At 49.7% G+C, this 17,470-nt stretch carries 19 protein-coding genes, 2 tRNA genes and 1 rRNA gene; 5 read left to right on the top strand and 17 right to left on the bottom strand.

Going from position 1 to position 17,470, the window contains the following annotated elements; all coding sequences use genetic code 11:
* Positions 1–88 precede the first annotated feature (88 nt).
* Both BV910_RS02160 and BV910_RS02155 read left to right on the top strand, forming a co-directional pair.
* Positions 89–1,021 (top strand): ABC transporter substrate-binding protein, encoded by a 933-nt coding sequence (locus tag BV910_RS02160; protein WP_078146173.1) that lies wholly within the window; start codon positions 89–91, stop codon positions 1,019–1,021.
* Between the two features lie 85 nt (positions 1,022–1,106).
* Positions 1,107–1,289, top strand: a complete 183-nt coding sequence (locus tag BV910_RS02155) for a PspC domain-containing protein (protein WP_026824450.1) — start codon at positions 1,107–1,109, stop codon at positions 1,287–1,289.
* 34 nt (positions 1,290–1,323) lie between these two features.
* Here BV910_RS02155 and BV910_RS02150 read toward each other — a convergent pair whose 3' ends face one another.
* The 7 genes from BV910_RS02150 to BV910_RS02120 form a co-directional block, all read right to left on the bottom strand.
* Positions 1,324–2,670, bottom strand: a complete 1,347-nt coding sequence (locus BV910_RS02150; RefSeq protein WP_078146172.1) for an FAD-dependent oxidoreductase — start codon at positions 2,668–2,670, stop codon at positions 1,324–1,326.
* Positions 2,671–2,842: 172 nt separating this feature from the next.
* The gene (locus BV910_RS02145) at positions 2,843–3,133 is read right to left on the bottom strand and encodes a hypothetical protein (RefSeq protein WP_078146171.1); all 291 of its coding nucleotides are present in this window, start codon (positions 3,131–3,133) and stop codon (positions 2,843–2,845) included.
* Positions 3,134–3,138: 5 nt separating this feature from the next.
* The gene (locus tag BV910_RS02140; RefSeq protein WP_143404743.1) at positions 3,139–3,417 is read right to left on the bottom strand and encodes a hypothetical protein; all 279 of its coding nucleotides are present in this window, start codon (positions 3,415–3,417) and stop codon (positions 3,139–3,141) included.
* A 105-nt stretch (positions 3,418–3,522) separates the two neighbouring features.
* The gene (locus BV910_RS02135; protein WP_078146169.1) at positions 3,523–6,171 is read right to left on the bottom strand and encodes a hypothetical protein; all 2,649 of its coding nucleotides are present in this window, start codon (positions 6,169–6,171) and stop codon (positions 3,523–3,525) included.
* Positions 6,172–6,315: 144 nt separating this feature from the next.
* Positions 6,316–7,104 (bottom strand): twin-arginine translocase subunit TatC, encoded by a 789-nt coding sequence (gene tatC / locus BV910_RS02130; protein ID WP_031424497.1) that lies wholly within the window; start codon positions 7,102–7,104, stop codon positions 6,316–6,318.
* A 3-nt stretch (positions 7,105–7,107) separates the two neighbouring features.
* Entirely contained in the window at positions 7,108–7,326 is a 219-nt protein-coding gene (gene tatA / locus BV910_RS02125; RefSeq protein WP_078146168.1) for a twin-arginine translocase TatA/TatE family subunit, read from the bottom strand.
* Positions 7,326–7,982: a redox-sensing transcriptional repressor Rex gene (locus BV910_RS02120; RefSeq protein ID WP_078146167.1), complete on the bottom strand. Its 657-nt coding sequence runs from the start codon at positions 7,980–7,982 to the stop codon at positions 7,326–7,328. The genes tatA and BV910_RS02120 overlap by 1 nt, the downstream gene beginning before the upstream one ends.
* A 150-nt stretch (positions 7,983–8,132) precedes the next feature.
* Here BV910_RS02120 and BV910_RS02115 point away from each other — a divergent pair, with 150 nt between their 5' ends.
* Together BV910_RS02115 and BV910_RS02110 are read left to right on the top strand one after the other, a co-directional pair.
* Positions 8,133–10,034, top strand: a complete 1,902-nt coding sequence (locus BV910_RS02115; protein ID WP_078146166.1) for an ABC-F family ATP-binding cassette domain-containing protein — start codon at positions 8,133–8,135, stop codon at positions 10,032–10,034.
* Complete coding sequence (locus BV910_RS02110) at positions 10,031–10,438, top strand: hypothetical protein (RefSeq protein WP_078146165.1); 408 nt, start codon at positions 10,031–10,033, stop codon at positions 10,436–10,438. Before BV910_RS02115 ends, BV910_RS02110 begins: the two co-directional genes overlap by 4 nt.
* A 195-nt stretch (positions 10,439–10,633) precedes the next feature.
* On the opposite strand, the gene BV910_RS02100 is transcribed toward BV910_RS02110, so the two are convergent.
* From BV910_RS02100 to BV910_RS02070, 7 genes are all read right to left on the bottom strand, one after another.
* A complete protein-coding gene (locus BV910_RS02100) occupies positions 10,634–11,200 on the bottom strand; it encodes a hypothetical protein (protein WP_078146164.1) in 567 nt (188 codons plus the stop codon).
* 14 nt (positions 11,201–11,214) lie between these two features.
* Positions 11,215–12,237: a tRNA (adenosine(37)-N6)-threonylcarbamoyltransferase complex transferase subunit TsaD gene (gene tsaD / locus BV910_RS02095; RefSeq protein WP_015880569.1), complete on the bottom strand. Its 1,023-nt coding sequence runs from the start codon at positions 12,235–12,237 to the stop codon at positions 11,215–11,217.
* Complete coding sequence (gene rimI, locus BV910_RS02090) at positions 12,234–12,695, bottom strand: ribosomal protein S18-alanine N-acetyltransferase (protein ID WP_015880568.1); 462 nt, start codon at positions 12,693–12,695, stop codon at positions 12,234–12,236. Before rimI ends, tsaD begins: the two co-directional genes overlap by 4 nt.
* On the bottom strand, positions 12,688–13,344 hold the full coding sequence (gene tsaB / locus BV910_RS02085; protein ID WP_078146163.1) for a tRNA (adenosine(37)-N6)-threonylcarbamoyltransferase complex dimerization subunit type 1 TsaB: 657 nt from the start codon (positions 13,342–13,344) through the stop codon (positions 12,688–12,690). The genes rimI and tsaB overlap by 8 nt, the downstream gene beginning before the upstream one ends.
* Positions 13,341–13,790, bottom strand: coding sequence for a tRNA (adenosine(37)-N6)-threonylcarbamoyltransferase complex ATPase subunit type 1 TsaE (gene tsaE / locus BV910_RS02080; protein WP_015880566.1), 450 nt, complete (start codon positions 13,788–13,790; stop codon positions 13,341–13,343). The genes tsaB and tsaE overlap by 4 nt, the downstream gene beginning before the upstream one ends.
* Positions 13,791–13,892: 102 nt before the next feature.
* Positions 13,893–13,969 (bottom strand) — tRNA-Met (locus BV910_RS02075).
* A 25-nt stretch (positions 13,970–13,994) separates the two neighbouring features.
* Positions 13,995–14,071, bottom strand: a tRNA-Met gene (locus tag BV910_RS02070).
* 139 nt (positions 14,072–14,210) lie between these two features.
* On the opposite strand from BV910_RS02070, the gene BV910_RS02065 reads away from it, so the two are divergent.
* Complete coding sequence (locus BV910_RS02065) at positions 14,211–14,993, top strand: sporulation protein (RefSeq protein WP_078146162.1); 783 nt, start codon at positions 14,211–14,213, stop codon at positions 14,991–14,993.
* Here BV910_RS02065 and BV910_RS02060 read toward each other — a convergent pair.
* The 3 genes from BV910_RS02060 to rrf form a co-directional block, all read right to left on the bottom strand.
* On the bottom strand, positions 14,978–15,619 hold the full coding sequence (locus BV910_RS02060) for a uridine kinase family protein (protein ID WP_078146161.1): 642 nt from the start codon (positions 15,617–15,619) through the stop codon (positions 14,978–14,980). The genes BV910_RS02065 and BV910_RS02060 overlap by 16 nt on opposite strands.
* Positions 15,620–15,926: 307 nt before the next feature.
* Positions 15,927–16,865 carry a coiled-coil domain-containing protein gene (locus BV910_RS02050; protein ID WP_078146160.1) on the bottom strand — a complete coding sequence of 313 codons (939 nt, stop codon included), beginning with the start codon at positions 16,863–16,865 and terminating at the stop codon, positions 15,927–15,929.
* 162 nt (positions 16,866–17,027) lie between these two features.
* Positions 17,028–17,144 (bottom strand): 5S ribosomal RNA (gene rrf / locus BV910_RS02045).
* Positions 17,145–17,470: the final 326 nt, after the last annotated feature.

Below are 17,470 nucleotides of genomic sequence, written 5' to 3'. Positions count from 1 at the left end.
TATTGCGTTCCAGAAAAAGGGGTTGACAGTGAGAATCATTATCACTTATAGTCAGGAAGGAAAATCACCTACATAGAGGAGAATTGTAATGAAAAAATGGATGCTCGCGTTACTTACGCTTTGCTTAACCGTCGTCCTCGCTGCTTGCGGCGGGTCTGACGATACAGAGAACAATACAAGTTCAGAAACTGCGACTCGCTCGATTGAGCACGCGATGGGAACGGCGGACGTACCTGAAAACCCAGAACGCGTCGTCGTCTTGACGAACGAAGGGACAGAAGCCCTTCTCGCCCTCGGCGTCAAACCAGTCGGAGCCGTCAAATCATGGAACGGCGACCCGTGGTACCCGCACATTGAGTCCGAGATGACAGACGTCACGGAAGTCGGGACAGAAAGCGAAGTCAATCTAGAGGCCATCGCAAAATTGGAACCCGATCTCATCATCGGAACGAAACTTCGTCAAGAGAACATCTATGACAAGTTAAACGCCATCGCACCGACGGTCATGTCAGAGACGCTCAAAGGTGATTGGCAAGAGAACTTCACCCTTTATGCGAACGCACTCAACCTAGAAGAGGAAGGCAATCAAGGGTTGGCCGACTACGAACAGCACGTCGAAGATACGAAAGCAGAACTCGGGGACGCCGTGAATAAAGAACTCTCGGTCGTCCGCTTCCTTCCTGGCGAGTCACGCATCTACTTCAATGACAGCTTCTCCGGCGTCATCCTTAATGATGTCGGCATCAAACGTCCAGCGTCACAAGATAAAGCAGAATTCGCTGAACAAGTCGCGATGGAACGAATCCCAGAGATGGCGGGCGACCACATCGTCTACTTCACATATGGTGGGGCCGACGGGTCGAAGACAGCCGAAGAATGGCAATCGAACCAGTTGTGGAAAGACCTCGATGCTGTCAAAGCAGGGGAAGTGACAGAAGTCAGTGATGACATTTGGAACACGTCGGGTGGCGTCTTGTCTGCCAACCAAGTGCTCGATGAACTCGTCGACATTCTAAAATAAATCAAAAGCGCGCCAATTGAATTGGTGCGCTTTTTCATACACTCATATGGTAAAATTTACATATCAACTCATAAGGAGCTTTACTATGCAACGTACACTTCGAAAGTCGGCGACGGACCGCTCTATTGCCGGAGTATGCGGCGGGATCGCTGAATACGTGAACATCTCATCACTCGGTATTCGGCTACTATTTGTCTTTTTGCCGGCTAACTTTCTCATCTACATCCTTCTTGCCAATTTGATGAAAGATGAACCACACTATCTATAAAAAACGCAGAAGCTGTTCGCTTCCGCGTTTTTTGTTAGGCATTCACTTTGTCTTTCATCGCTTCAAGCGCTCCGCTGTTCAGGAAGTGCCATGGCTTGTTGTAGTGCGGTTGGAAGAAGAAGTCGACATAGGCGAGCTCTTCGATCGTCATCTCGTTTTGGATGGCGAGCGAGAGTGTGTTGACCGCTTGCGTCAAATCCGCTTTCGATAACACTTGTCCACCGACAATACGATGTGTCCCTTTTTCATAGACGAGTTTGAATTCGACTTTCTCTGCGGTCGGCATGAACTCCGGACGATACGCGTCCTCGATGACGACACTCTCCACTTCGAGTCCAAAGAGCGCTGCCGCTTCTTCCGTCAGACCAGATGACGCGATATTCCAGTCATAGAGTCGAAGTCCCGACGTTCCTTGTGTCCCTTGGTAGCGGACGCGTGGTTGCATCATGTTCTCCGCGACGAGCGTTCCCATGCGGACAGCGTTCGTCGCAAGTGGGATATAGGCGTGTGTACGCGCCGGGTTATAGTAGACGGCACAGCTGTCCCCTGCTGCAAAGATATCGGGATTGCTCGTACGCATATATTCATCGACGATGATGGCACCGTTCCCGAGCATATCGACCTGTCCTTCTAAGAGTCCTGTGTTCGGACGGAATCCGACACAGAGAATGACGAGATCCGCTTCGAATTCACCTTTGTCCGTCACGACGTGTGTGACGTTCCCTTCTGTTCCACGGAACGCTTCGACCGTCTGACCGAGTTCAAGATCGATCCCGCGACTTGTCATGTCCGCTTCTAGTGGATCTGTGAACGATTTATCGAGATATTTGTTTAAGATGCGGTCTGCACTATCGATAAATGTGACATGTTTTCCGTATGCTTCGAACGCCTCGACGAGTTCGACTCCGATATAACCCGCCCCGATGACGGCAATCTTCGTCGCATCTGTCGCCCGTTCGATGATGCGTTGGGCATGCGCGTAGTTTTTACAGAGCTCGATTCCATTCATTTCGATCCCCGGAAGCGTTGGGACGATCGGCCATGAACCCGTCGTGACGATCAAGCGGTCATACGTGTCATGCACGTCTTCCCCGGTCTCAAGATTTTTAGCGTGGACCGTCTTCGCTTCGGAGTCGATCGACAAGACGTCATGTTTCATGCGCATCGTCGCACCGAGTTCTTCAAGTTCACGTGGAGACGAGTAGAATAACTCTTCCGCACGTTGGACGACCCCACCGACGTGGAGCGCAATCCCACACGAGAGGAAGCTGACGTTGTCGTTCCGCTCGTAAACGGTGATATCGAGATTGTCGTGCTTGGCGAGTAATCCTTTGACTGCTGCTGTTCCTGCGTGTGTACATCCGATGACTGCGATTTTCATATGAGTCGTCTCTCCTTTTATGTTAAACAATACGTTTCGTTTTATATTGTGATAAACATCACATTTACTTCTTGACCTTAGTGTACTATTTCACAATATAAGATTCAATGACTTTGCTCAATTTTTCACGTAAAAGTGTCTAAAGTTTGAACAGGAAAAAATCCGCTCATTCTCATGACCGGACTCGCCGCTTTTTCACTAGATGATAGCTTATTACAAATAGATGCACGATCAAACCGAAGACGTTCATAGTGAGCCCGACGACCACCCACCACAATGCTCCCCAGCCGTATCCAAATGCCAGATTGCCAATCACAAGTACATAGCCACTTACAACCAGTAATGTACCGATCAGGAGTAACACGGACCGTCTTCTTTTCTGCCGCATCACGTGATAGATGGATAGCACCACTCCTAGTGTCAATCCAAGAAACAACAACATCAAAAAGGTCAAATCACTCATTCTCTTTACTCCTCCCGTTTCAAACGAAAAATAGTGAACGTCAAGTAGACAAGGAGACTTCCACCGTATAGGAGCAAACCGTATACGAACCAACCCATTCCATCAAATCCTCTTATGTATCCCACTCCGACGAGCATCATACAAAAACCAATGACCATACTCACAAACGAAATCGTGAGAACCTTATCCGTTTTTGACAGGAACAGATGTCTTCCAGTCCCAATGGATATCCCTGCAAAGATCAACATCATGATCGTCTCAAATCCGTACCATTGCCACCACATGACCCACACCTCAAATCCCTCTTTTTTCCATATTAACATGAGTGAAGGGCTCACAGGTATGTTGAAAGTAAAAAGACCACCCGCTCATGCGAATGGTCCGAGTACTCATCGAACGGTGAACGTCTTCGTTACGCTTCGACCTTTCGGTGTCACGAGACGAAGCGTGAGCTGCGTCCCTTTTCGTTGCGGTGAAAAACTGAGAATCGTCGAAGTCGTTTTTACTTCTTTCTCTGCGAGAACGGTCGTCCCACGCATCAGCGTGAGTGTACCGTAAGCCACGTTTGACGTCGCACGCAATGCCTTCGACGCACTTGAAGGAATGGTCGATGACAATGTCGGAGCCGGTCCGACCGTCACGGTCTTTTTCTGAATGTGACGATACGTCCCTTGCTGACTCGTCAACGTCACGACACTTCCAACCGGTTGTCGACTGAATCGTAGCGTCACACGGCCTGTACTGCTTGCCGTTCCACTGGCGATTGTCTTCGTACCGCTCTTTAGTGTCACCGTACTGTTCGGTAGTACATACCCGACCCATAACGACTTTTCGTCGTTGATGGATAGCGTGGACAGCGAGGTCTTCGGCAATTCCACTGTGACTTCACGGGATTTTGATCCGACAGAGGCACGGACACGAATCATGTCACCCGGTTTCGCCGGGATGGTGTACCGTGTCGTTGATAACCGTTTTGGTGAAACGGCCACACCATTTACGTAAAAACGAACCGGGGCCACACTTGTCTTTTTAATCGAGAGTGTCGCCTGTGTCTTCGTCATCATGACGTCCGTGACACTCAAAACAGGTGCGAACGCGCGAACCGTCTTCGTCAATTCGTAAGTGGCATCGCGATACGTGCGTTTGACACTAATCACATCGCCTTCGCGTAATGGCGTATCGAACGTATAAGGCATCGAACTCGTCTTTGTCACAAGGATGTCATTCCGATAAACTTCATATGCTTCATTTGTGCTAGACGTTACATCAATCGATTTATCGTACATCAATGGTGTCCGCGTCCAAGTGAAGATAGGTGCATCATACGTCGCCTTCACTTCCGCAAGACGGAACTGTGAGGCAGGTGCATCCTGTAACTTATAGTATATTTTTGTCCCAACACCAAACCACATGTGAGAAAACGATTTGATTTGGAGCATCCCATCCTCATTTACTTGCTCACTCCAGGCTTCATAACCGCGTTCGCTACGGGCAACGATGTCAACGGTAGCCTGTGGCGTGGTCTGTAATGTCACACCTGATTTTACAGAGTTCGTTACAAGCGTGATGTCGTTCGGTAAAGTATCTTCACTTTCTTTTACCGTCACCAGTTCAATTGGATCGGCATATACACTTGATGGGCTTCCGATTTTTACGGTCACACGCGATCCTGGTGCGAACCAGCGCGTCGGTTGCCAAGTGAAGCGTCCCATCTCGTCTGACTGAACCGTTTTCGACTGATAGTTGACCAATGAATCTAGTGAGTCGGTGTACTGAGAGGTGCTTTTCGTCACACTGACGAATACTGGGGTGTTCGGTGCCGTTGTTCCTGTGATGGGTCCCAAAACACCTGTTGGCGGATCGAGTGTGAGCGGAACATAGTTAGATGCTACAAAGTCTTCTGTTCGTTCTAACCCGTTCCATCTAAATTCAAAAGAATATCCGCCATTCGTGTTCATCGTCAACTTACCTTGTTCCCAAACAAAAGGTTTCTTCTCAGAATATCGATACGTTGCCGACAATTCTGTCCCACTGACAGGAATGGATGTTCCATCAATCAGTTTAGCGGTTCCGTTCACTTGATAGGATTGGTTCACTTCATATCGTGTCGTTGTTTTCGGTACATCGATCAACAGTTGTCGTGGCGCTTTCCAAAATGACTCCGGCGTATACCCTGCCGTCACATCATGGGATAGCACATACCAATCTCCTCTTAGATTAACAAACGTATCATCCACCGATGATTCTTTCCATTCTCCAGTGGCAACATTGTAACTCACGTAATACGTATCAAACACTTTCCGCATCGTGAAGTAGTAAATCCCGTCTTTCCACAGGAGATTCGTGACAGATTCCGCCTCTTTTTCAATCCAACGTTTCGTGGTCAAATCAAAAATTCGGAGATGTGAGTCGGTGGACATCTTGACCACTAATTGATTCGCTTCTTCGATATATTGGGCAGATCGTACCTTGTCCGTATATGTTCCAAGCGTTTCAAGCGTTTCTCCCGTGATGGCTCGTTTCGTGATTTCACCGTTTGCGAAGACTAGGACCGTGCCGTCAGCAAGAAGGTCGTACGATTCGTATATACTTTCCGTATTAAACGTTCCGAGAATCTCACCCGTCAATGAGGTGACAGAATACGTCGTATGTCCTTTCCAAAGAATCATTTCTAAATCCTGATTCACAGCATGAAGATAATCGAGACCACTACTCGAATCGTTCGGGAATGACGTCATCGCATCGGTAATCGGATCCCAAATGAGGACCTCGCCATATGCATCTAAAATGACGCGACCGTCTCCGAGTCCAACGATATTATGTTCAACCGACACGCGGACGGGAAGTGTATACACTTCTCCTGTGCGCATATGCACAATCGTCTCTTGGTCGCCCGACCGCCATACATATTCACTGTTTGATACAACACTTCCCGTTGGCAGAACGTCCGGTTTTGCCGCTCCTTCTGCAAAGGCATCCATTTTTGGTCCAATCAACAACATGAGTACGACGAGCGTACTCCATAACCACTTGTTCATCTGCTTCCTCATTTCTGTTTATGTATACATAAGTTTTCAAAAAACATCCATTTTTGTTGAATCCCTTCTAATTTTAAGATGTTTTTTCAAAAATGCATAGCCCTAATATTCAAAAAAGCACCGCGTCCTAATTTGACGCAGTGCTCACTTTTCATTCATCTGTTTCATTAAATCCATCTGTTCTTGCACCATCGCCTCTTTCTCCCGGCGCAGCACCCCTTTGTAGGTGATGCGTGAAATCGATAAACTGATTTCGTATAGGAAGAAGAGTGGCAGCGACACCATGAGGTGCGACGTCAAATCCGGCGGTGTGATGAATGCCGCGATCACGAATAGGGCAAAGTATGCGTACTTTCGAATCTTGGATAAGAAGTACGGGGTCACGACACCGATTCGGGTCAAGAACATCATGACGACCGGTAGTTGGAACAATAGGCCGAACGGAATTGTCAGCTGCAACAAGAACGTGAAGTAATTGTTGGCCCCGATGATTTGTTCGAGTCCGAGGTCTTGCCCGAGGTCCGTCGAGATATCGAGGACGAGCGGGAACAACCAGTAGTAGGCGAACGCAAGGCCGATCAAGAACAGTCCGAAGATGATCGGGATATAGGCAAGCGTGCCTTTCCGCTCATTCGGATGCAGACCGGGTGCGACAAACGCCCACACTTGATACAGTAGGAATGGGCTCGCCGCGATCAGGCCGATGATGAGCGCCAAGTTCAAGTAAATCATGAGCGGGTCCGCGACCCCAAAGGCGTTCAGTTCAAGCCCGCGTTCGACGAGGTCTTTTTGCAAGTACGCGAGTACATATTTGACACTCGGCAAAGCCATCAAAAAGAAGGCAAAGACGACAAATGCAGATAGCATCAGTCGTCTCCGCAGCTCTGTCAAGTGATCGGTGAGTTCCCGCTCTTGATCAGGTTGATGATTCATGGCTTACTGCTCTTTCTTTTCGATAGCTTTCTTGTCGTTCTCGTCGTGCTCGTTCATCATGCCGTTTGTTGCATTTTTGAACTCACGAAGCGTTTGTCCGGCCGCGCGACCAAACTCCGGCAATTTCTTCGGTCCGAAGATGATGAGCGCGATGATGGCGATGATGAATAGACTCGCCCCACCCGGAATCCCGACGACGAGTGATGATACTAGCAATTCCATTATTGATGGACCCCCTCAGCGGTTGGATAGTGTTGCATAAAGTAAATGAGTGACTGCAGCTCAATCGACAAATCGATATGATGGACGCGAACCGTATCCGGTACAGTGAGTCGTGCCGGTGTGAAGTTCAAGATGCCCTTGATGCCGAAACGCACCAAGTCGTCTGCGACGGACTGCGCATAAGCAGAAGGTACCGTCAAAATGGCGACGTCGATCTTGTTTTGCTTCGTGATTTGTTCCATCTCATCGACGTGATGAATTGGGACGCCTGACATCGTCGTGCCGACTTTTGTCTCGTCTGCGTCGAACCCGACGACGATATGTGTGTTATTGTTTTTAAGGAAGTTATAGTTGACGAATGCCGTCCCAAGGTGACCGACTCCGACCAAGGCGACATTCGTAATCTCGTCTTGATTCAGTGTCTTTCGGAAAAAGTCTAACAGATACTGCACGTTATAGCCATATCCCTTTTTACCGAGCGCACCGAAGTACGAGAAATCACGGCGAATCGTAGCCGAATCGACTTTGACCGCCTCACTCAGTTCTGCTGAAGAGACACGTTGTTTCCCTGACGCGTGCAGGCTTTGAATAAATCGATAGTATAGTGGCAACCGTTTGGCTGTCGCTTGTGGAATCTTTGGTTCGTTTTGACTCAACGGAAAGAGCCTCCTTTTTACGACACGTTACAAACGAATCTGAATTTCATACATCTTGATTGTAAACGAATTCACATGACCACTCAACGAATATACCTAAAATCGCTGAAAAATACAGTATACTAAATAGAGAGAAAGGGGTTTTTTCACTTGATCCTACTGCAAGTCAACAACTTATCCAAATCCTTCGGCGTCGAGCCGATTTTAGAAAATGTCAAACTCGAAATCCAGGAAGGCGAACGCGTCGCCCTTGTCGGTCGTAACGGGGCCGGAAAGTCGACGCTTTTGAAGGTCATCGCTGGTGAATACAACTATGACTCCGGGGACATCATGAAGCCAAAAGACGTCACGATCGGCTATCTCGCCCAAGACTCAGGGTTAGAATCCGACGAGACGATCTGGAATGAGATGCTCACCGTCTTCACGGACTTGATCGAGCAAGAGAAGACGCTCCGTCGCATGGAGGCTGACATGGGCTCAGAACGAATCCTAAATGACGCCGCTGCATATGAACGCCTCCTCTCTTCTTATGATGAAGAGCAACATACGTTCAAAGAACGTGGCGGATACCAATATGAAGCGACCATCCGCTCAGTTCTCCACGGGATGCGCTTCTATCCGGACGACTTCGAGCGTCGCATCGACACGCTCTCCGGGGGACAACGGACACGTCTCGCCTTGGCGAAGATGCTCCTTCAAAGTCCCGACCTGCTCATCTTGGACGAGCCGACGAACCATTTGGACATCGAGACGCTCGCCTGGCTTGAGAAGTACTTGAGCGGCTATAAAGGCGCCGTCCTCATCGTCTCCCACGACCGGTACTTCCTCGACCGTGTCGTCTCGGTCGTCTATGAGCTGTCACGTCATCGGAGCCGTCGTTTCGTCGGGAACTATACGAAGTATCTCGAACAGAAGGCGGCCCTCTACGAACAAGAGAAGAAGCAGTTCGAGTCGCAACAAGAAGAGATTGCCAAGATGCAGGACTTCATTCAACGTAACATCGCCCGGGCGACGACGACAAAACGTGCGCAAAGCGTGCGCAAGCGTCTCGAGAAAGTCGACCGACTCGATGCTCCAGATGGTGACGAACGTAGCGCCGTCCTCTCGTTCTCCATCAAACGTCAGAGCGGGAACGATGTATTGAGCGCAAGTGACCTCGCCATCGGGTACGAGGAAGCGATTGCTCAGAATCTCCGTTTCCAGCTACAACGCGGGGAATCCGTCGCCCTCGTCGGTCCGAACGGGGTCGGAAAGTCGACCCTCCTCAAAGTGTTGACGAAGCAACAAGCCGCCCTCACCGGCGAGATCCGTTACGGGACGGGCGTCGAAATCGGCTACTATGACCAGGAACAACAAAACTTGTCTGACGCGAACCGTGTCATCGACGAGATTTGGAACGACTGGCCACTCATGCGCGAGCAAGAAGTGCGGAGTCTTCTCGGACAGTTCCTCTTCAGCGGCGATGACGTCATGAAGCGTGTCCATGAATTATCCGGTGGCGAACGGGCACGACTCACGTTGGCCAAGCTGAAGCTCGAGCGACCGAACCTCCTCATTTTGGACGAGCCGACGAACCACTTGGACCTCGACTCGAAGATGATCTTAGAGAACGCCCTTCTCGACTATCCGGGCACGATTCTCTTCGTCTCGCATGACCGCTACTTCATCGATCGACTCGCGACGCGTGTGCTAGAGATCACACCGAACGGCATCGACGAGTATCTCGGAGACTATTCGTACTACGTCGAGAAGAAAGAAGAGCTCGAGGAACTGGCGCGACTCGCCCGTGAGGAGACGAAGCAGGTCGTCGTGAAAAAACAGCGCGCCGATAAAGAACAGCAACGGGAAGAGCGCCGCATCAAACAGCGCATCGAAGAGATCGAGCTGGCAATCGAGCAACATGAGAATCGTCTCGACGAAATCGAACAGTTGCTTTGTGAGCCGGACGTCTTCAACGACTTCGCCCGTGCACAGGAGTTGTCGACCGAATCAGACGCTGCGAAAGAATCGATCACCGCACTTTATGAGGAATGGGAGGAACTCCATACATGATGCGTACCCGTGCCATGCGAATCGAGTTCATTCAAGCGTTCCTCACAGGACTCGCCTACATCGTGCCGACCGGGACCGAGTTCGTGTCTGAACTCATCCGCGGGGAGCCGACGATTGTCCCGTCTATTCTCTTTTTCTTCCTGCCGGTCGTCATCGGCTTCATCATTCAGACGTGGCCAGGGATACTACTCAGTCTCTTCAGTGGTCTGCTCATGAGCACGCTCTTCATCCGTGTCGTCGTCTGGCCGGTCGATGTGACCGTTCACACGTTCTATGCGCCTGGATCGGTGTGGGCCCACTTCTATGAAGAGACGCTCTTCATGTGGATTCTCGCTCTTCTCGTGTTCATCGTGAGCCGCGTCAATACGTGGCATCGGGAGAATTATCGACAACCAAAAGCATAACAAAACCACGTCTTCTGTTTGAAGGCGTGGTTTTGTTTGTACAATCAACGTTAGCACTGACATTGATAATCGCTCAAGATTGAATTTGACCCGGATACGGATGAAAAAAAGCAAGCATGTCTCGCGTTCGCCCGTACATTCCTTCAACAACTTGAAGCACTCAAAAAGGTTCAGCCACGAGGCTGAACCTTTTTGTTAGAAGTAACGCAGTGGTTGGAATCCGATTGTATGGAAGTCGAGCTTCGTCCCGTCTTCAGCGATAAAGAAGACAGCCTCGTTCGTGTCGACGTCACGTGTGAACACTTTATAGAACGTCATCGGTTTTTCGCCATTCGTCACATAACGTGCCTCATGCGTCGAGATGACTTGCGCGAACAGTTGCTGTTCGTCGAGTTCCTCGATCAAATCATCAAACTTCGCCGCTTCTTCTTCCGTTGCCTCGCGACCTCGCTCGATTTCATAGTAAGCATCGCTTGCTTTTGGCTGAACGCCGAGATTACGATCGACGACGATCACACGCTCCGGCTCTTGGTCGACGACACTTGTGTAGCCATATAGTGACTTGATGAGCGTATTCTCTCCGGTCACGCGACCGATGCCTTCTAATGACTCTTCTCCAGTGAGTGACTTCACTCGTGTCTCTTCTGGAACAATCTCCTCTTGATAGGCGATATTGTAAGCGCGGATGATCTCACGTACTTGTAAGAACGTCGCAACGACGAGTAGTACGATGAGTCCTCCGATGATGATGCGTTTCGTCATGTCTCTATTTCCCCCTAGACTGTCATGCTCTCTTCTAAGGATAACCCAGGAACCGCGTTCATCGCTAGTGTATCGCGCTTACCGCGCACATACGCGTGATGTGCCGCCACCCCGATCATGCCTGCGTTGTCCCCACAGAGGTCAAGCGGTGGAATGACGAGTTGAATCCCTTCAGCTGTAGCCGCTTCTTGAAGCGCTGCGCGGAGGCCACGGTTCGCCGCGACACCACCCGCGACAAGCAATTGCTTCGCCCCTTTTTCCTTCACGGCACGAATCGCTTTCTCGACGAGCACTTCGACGACACTCGCCTGGAAGCTCGCCGCCAAGTTTTCAGGGATGACCGTCTCTCCCCGTTGTTCCGCATTGTGTACGGCGTTGATGACCGATGACTTCAAACCACTGAAACTGAAATCAAAGCTACCCGGTTCGAGACGAACGCGTGGGAAATTGTACGTGTCTTCCCCGACCGCTGCCAAACGGTCAATTGCAGGTCCTCCTGGATATGGGAGACTGAGCGTGCGTGCGACCTTATCGTACGCCTCACCTGCCGCGTCGTCACGTGTCTCTCCGATGACTTCGAAGACACCGTGTTCTGGCATATAGACGAGTTCTGTATGTCCCCCTGAAACGACGAGACAGACAAGCGGGAACTGCATCTCTTCAACGAGTTCGTTCGCGTAAATGTGTCCGGCGATATGGTGGACACCGATGAGCGGTTTTTGATGGGCGAATGCCAACGCCTTGGCCGCACTGATCCCGACGAGAAGAGCACCGACAAGACCCGGTCCTTGTGTGACCGCGACCGCATCGACGTCTTCCATCGTCACGCCGGCCTCACTCAATGCATCGTCAATCACGTACGTGATGCGCTCCACATGATGACGAGACGCCACTTCAGGGACGACGCCACCAAATCGTTTATGACTCTCGATTTGAGAAGAGACGACGTTCGACAATAACGTCTTTCCGTCTTTGACGAGCGCAACAGACGTCTCGTCACAACTCGACTCGATCGAGAGAATCAGTGATGTGTTCATTCTGACTCACTTCCTAACTTCGCCCAATAAATATAGGCGTCTTCATTATTATCCTGATAGTAGCGTCTTCTCCGACCGGCTTGCATAAAACCGAACTGTTCATATAGTTTTTGCGCGCCAACGTTCGACACGCGGACTTCTAACGTCAATCCGACGAGTCCTTTTGACTTGGCGAACGCGACAAGTTCCGCTAACAATTGATTACCGATGCCCTGTCCACGAAGCTCAGGTAAGACGGCAATGTTTGTGATATGTCCTTCATCGACGATCGTCCAAACGCCGACAAACCCGACGACCCGTTTGTCATGGACCGCGACAAAATAAACGGCCTGTTCATTTCGAAGCATCTCATTCATGAACGCCTCTTTTGTCCACGGAATGGCGAATGACGCTTCTTCGACTTTCGTCACTTCCTCGACATCAAGCCACGTCATCCGACGAATTTTCACGTCAGCCATTGTTTTGTCCCTCTAACCATTTCGCTTCCGCTTCGGCGAGTCGCAAATACTCCGGTTCAAACGCATGGACGTCGCTCGCCTCATCACTGAAGACGACCAAATCACTCGCACGTCCATAGCGATGGGCAGCCGGTGCTTCAATATAGTCGTATTCACTTAACACGTCACGGAACGGTTCCACGTCTCCGACAACAAGGAAGCGCCCTTGACTATTCAGTCGCAACCAATCCGCGACCGAGGCGTGCTGATCATGCGTTAGTGCTTTGTTGTGTTGATAATATCCGATATACGCGTTGCCACGGCGCGCGTCAATCAATGAAACGACCGGCAAATCGGTATTCGGGGCCGCTGCCATGAGCTGAAGGGCAGATACACCGATGAGTGGAAGATTGAGCGTATAGGCGAGTGTCTTCGCTGTCGTCACTCCAATCCGAATTCCCGTGTACGACCCGGGTCCTGTCGTGACAACGATGCGTTCGAGCATGTTCGGTGTCCACTTGACCGCTGCCATGAGCTGTTCAATCATCGGCATGAGTGTGACCGCATGGTTTTTTGAGACCATTACCGTCGCTTCGGCTTGAATCTCTCCAGCCTCACTTAACGCGACTGACAAACGTGTCGTCGCCGTATCAATCATCAATTGCTTCATGCGAGCACCTCCTTGGCGATTTGAACGTAACGCTCACCCGTCGGAGCAAGTGTCAGTTTACGTTCTTCGTCGCCGACCCGTTCAATCGTGATGGCCAAGCGTTCTTCCGGGAGGGAGGACTCGATCAAGTTCGACCACTCGACGATGGCGACACCATCACCGTTGATATATTCCTCAAGACCGATGTCATCCCCCGTATCTTCGAGACGATAGACATCCATATGATAGAGCGGCAGTCGCCCTTTATATTGTTTCATAATGGTGAAGGTCGGACTGTTGACGTTCCGCGTGACACCGAGTCCTTTTGCGAACCCTTGTGTGAACGTCGTTTTGCCGGCACCGAGGTCACCGTTTAACGTGATGACCGTCCCTGCTTCGACGAGTGTGGCCAAACGTTCTGCCACCGCCTGCGTCTCCGCTGCAGAATGCGTAATCAATGTATACATGAATGGTTCTCCTTTTTCACTTCTCATACGTACTCATTGTACACTTCATTTTAAGCAAAAAAAAACACGAAACGCTATCGTTTCGCTATCTCATTTAAAAATTGGTTGCGGGGGCTGGATTTGAACCAACGACCTTCGGGTTATGAGCCCGACGAGCTACCAGACTGCTCCACCCCGCGACGACATATGAAATTAAATAAAAATTGGTTGCGGGGGCCGGATTTGAACCGACGACCTTCGGGTTATGAGCCCGACGAGCTACCAGACTGCTCCACCCCGCGATGGTTTGAATTGTTTCGACATCCTCTATAATAAGCGAGACAGTTATAAAAAGCAACCATTTTCTTAATGTTTTTTCAAAAATGGAATCGGGAACAGATATAACAGCATAAACTATCAGAGAAAAGGGGCGCGACCGCCATGTCCAAATGGGGAAATCGATTCAAGAAATGGTTCTTTTCGGAGATCGAAGCCGAGATCACGTTTGACCCGGCAGCACTCATTCCGAAGCAGACCGTGACGGGTACGTTGCACGTCTCCAACCCGACAACGAATGTCGTTCGATTACAGGAACTCACCCTGACCTTCTTGACGACGTTCAAAGACATCACCATGGAAGGAAACGAGTTCAATCGAGAAGCTGATATTCAAGAAGTCCCGATTCCACTATCGCTTGTATTAGAGCCTGGAGCGAAAGAGGACGTTCCGTTTTCATTCGAGTTGACGATGTACGCACCCTCTTCTGCCGGCGCCCCGTATAGTATAGAGGCTACATTGTGGGACGAGGACATCAAACGAGTTTGGTTTGATGTAATCAAACACATCGAAATCGAACCGATGCCTGAACTGAAACGATTACTCGATGCGACCGCTCACGCTGGACTTGAGCCGATGTTCGTCCGAAACGTAATCGACCCGCTCGGGGAAGAACGTCCGTATCCATTCGTTGAAAAGTATGGATTCAAGCCGGTCGGAGAATGGGCCGATGAGTTCGAGGTCGTCAAATCGTTTTGGCGCTTACATGAAGACGGGATCGACCTCTACTACTGGCTCGACAACATCGAGACCCAGCGAACGCTCGAATCGATGGCGACCGACGTCGAATTGCGTCATCGTTCCCTCACCTGGGAGCAGCTCGAGCGCGAACAGGAACAGCTCGGTCTCGGCATTCAAGATACGTTACGCAGTCACCGCTCCTCGTGAGCGGTTTTTTCAATTTGAATTCCATCCTTACTCGTATTGACGATAGTTTGAAAGTGGTGGCGATACGGATGCATGAACAATTCATATTGCAGACGTCGCTCTACATGTGAAGCGTGTAAGTAGTCCAGCTCCATACCCCGTTCCTGAATATCACGATGCGAACGTCGCTTGAACTCAGTCTCCCCGTCTGTGTAGAGATAAATCGATTGATCAAAAGATGAAAGATCCAGGAATGCGACACTCATCCCTTCAATAATCGTGATCAGCTTCTCCGGATCAATCCATGTCCGCTCTAGATAGGGGACATCAATCGTATAAAACCCAATCCCTTCCCGAATCATACGGACATCTCGCTCGAGTGAGAGCAGATGATGTGCGGCCGGATGACACGCCGTCATCTTATACTGATGGGTCGTTCCATCGTGTTGATACGTGAGGATCGTTTGTTTCCGCAACTGTGAATCTGTAATATACGGGTCTGTGTGAAGCAGGTTTATATCACCGAGTCGTTCCCGTAATTTTTCTGCCAACGTCGATTTTCCGGCTGCCCCGTGTCCGGAGATAGCAATCAGCGTTCGTTGATCCGGTCTCACGCTTTGTACGATACCCTCAATCAGTTGTTCCATGATTCTCCCCCTTTTGGTAATTTTGTTGTTTCAGAAAAACAAATATACGTCATTCATCCTCTATCCGTTTTCGAAGCCTGATTGCTGAAACAGTAAACATCACAAAGGCAATCAACGAAATCGAACTGACAATGATCAGAGTGGTCGATATGGGAGAACTAAAGAAAAATGGAATCGATAAAATCAATAGCGCTCCCGTGACTGCCATCCCTCTAATAAGAAATACCATCGTTTTACTCATTTTCTCTTCGCTCTCCTTGAACTAAGCAACAAAATCCTTACTACTAGAAATCTAATGACAGACAGCTCATCGTGTCAGGATGAGCTGTCTTCTTTTTTCTTCAGTCTCGTCAAGCTTCTGTTCTAACGTTTCCACTTGTCTCGTCATACGAGCAATCAGCTGACTGATTTCCTTATCCAGTCCGTTCACTTGATCTAAGGAATCATTGATTCGTCCATGCATCGTCCATTCTGAAAAAATATCATCCAAAAAGTAATCTGCGAACTGAATAAGTGAACCTCGATTGACATGCAACTCCTGAACAATGCCTTGCACGTCCGCTAATTCACGGGAGAAACGCTCTAACGCAGATTGTAATTCGTGCATCGTCTGTTCGGAAGCATCTAGTGCCTCATGTTTCATTGCTGTGGCAATCAAGCCACCCCCGAAGAACGTGTCATACGTCGACCACCCCTTCGCACTATCTAGATGTTTGAGTGTTTTTGCAATCGTCGAACGTGCCGCCTTACCGGCAACGATGGCTTCCCGATACTCGATGAGAAGTTCATTCGTTTCGGCTTGTTGATTCGTGAGATGGTGTAAATCTCGGCGAACAGCTGGATCTTTCGCCACATGAGATTCTTTTGTTTCTAAGAAGGTCTCCCACTCAGCGTCGATTCCTTCATATCCCTCGAGCCGTTCTTGCAAATCTCGATGTTCGAGCGTCAATTCGTCAATCATCGCCTCGTGTTCTCGTAATTTCAGTTCCGCGCGAGCAGCCTCTTCCATTTCGATCGTTCGTTGTTCATCGAACGTGCCTCGTAACTTCCGCCATGTGTTGACGAGCGAGAATTCTTCAAGGTCATACACATCACGTTGTTCTTTCGTGAATGTGTTGAGTAGTGTCTTCCGCACCGTCTCATGCTCGTTCAACTGTTTGTTTAGTATCTCTTGCTTACGCACAAGTCGATCACGCTCGGCGATACGTTGTTGTAAATCTAATTGGGTCCCCTGAAGATTTTGCATGATGTTTCTCCTCTCATTTTGTTTATCGAATGAGTCAATCTGAGGAGATTCATGATTTATAAACATCCCCTCTTTCTCTTACTTAGTACGAAAAAGAAGGGACAAAGTTTCAAAGAAACAAAAAAACGACCGAGCGTATGCTCGGTCGTCCTCTGCGTTGTTGCCTGGCAACGTCCTATCCTCACAGGGGGAGATCCCCCAACTACTTTCGGCGCTGAGACGCTTAACTTCCGTGTTCGGCATGGGAACGGGTGTGGCCGTCTCGCTATCGCCACCAGACTCTACAGGGCTTGTTCCCTGAAAACTGAGGAGTCATCAACACAAACCATTAGACTAGATCAAAGCCTCGACCGATTAGTATCATTCAGCTCCACGTGTCGCCACGCTTCCACCCATGACCTATCTACCTCATCGTCTCTGAGGGGTCTTTCTTGATTGCTCAAAGGGAAATCTCATCTCGGAGGGGGCTTCATGCTTAGATGCTTTCAGCACTTATCCCGTCCGCACGTAGCTACCCAGCGGTGCTCCTGGCGGAACAACTGGTACACCAGCGGTGCGTCCATCCCGGTCCTCTCGTACTAAGGACAGCTCTCCTCAAATTTCCT

The sequence above is a fragment of the Exiguobacterium sp. HVEsp1 genome (genome assembly GCF_002009685.1).
Lineage (GTDB): Bacteria > Bacillota > Bacilli > Exiguobacteriales > Exiguobacteriaceae > Exiguobacterium > Exiguobacterium profundum.
Note: the sequence above shows the minus strand (reverse complement) of the source record. Positions and strands in the feature narration are given on the sequence as shown.